Genomic DNA, 462 nt, shown 5'->3' on the forward strand with positions numbered 1-462 from the left:
CCACTTTTAAACCCAAAGCCGCCGCTGTTTTCAGGTCCACATTGTTATAACCGGCACTACGGAGGGCGATTAAGGTGGTGCCCTGGGCGGCTAATTTTTCCAACACTGGGGCCGGGGCTTGGTCATTGACAAAGAGACAAACAACGGGACAATCCTCCGCTAGAATGGCGGTGTCGAGGTTGAGCTGGGCATCGAAAAAGAGCATTTCCCGCCCATGGTGGTGGTTAGCCCGCTCAAAAAACTGGCGATCGTAGGCTTTACTACTAAAGAAAGCGATTTTCATGGCGATTATGGGAACTACTTTTCGGTGCTATTCAGCTAAGGATATTTTTCCCAATCTTAGAAGAAATTTTTCGATCATTCCTGGGGCTGTATTGTTCAATACTCTTTTAGCTTTGGCGATCGCCCTAGGAATCAATTTAGCCTTAGACCGGCCTGGGGTAACCCAGGAAATAGTGGTTT

General features: G+C 48.1%; 1 protein-coding gene and 1 pseudogene. One reads left to right on the forward strand and one right to left on the reverse strand.

Annotated features, from left to right (window positions below; genetic code table 11):
• Positions 1 to 283 (reverse strand): annotated as a pseudogene (locus tag ACLNEE_RS16945) (2-hydroxyacid dehydrogenase); the annotation flags it as partial.
• On the opposite strand from ACLNEE_RS16945, the gene ACLNEE_RS16950 reads away from it, so the two are divergent.
• Positions 282 to 462 (forward strand): hypothetical protein (locus tag ACLNEE_RS16950; protein ID WP_412007459.1); only part of this gene is annotated, 181 nt, incomplete at its 3' end. The pseudogene ACLNEE_RS16945 and the gene ACLNEE_RS16950 overlap by 2 nt on opposite strands.

It is taken from the genome of Aphanothece stagnina RSMan2012 (assembly GCF_046764815.1).
Taxonomy (GTDB): Bacteria; Cyanobacteriota; Cyanobacteriia; order PCC-6307; family Cyanobiaceae; genus NIES-981.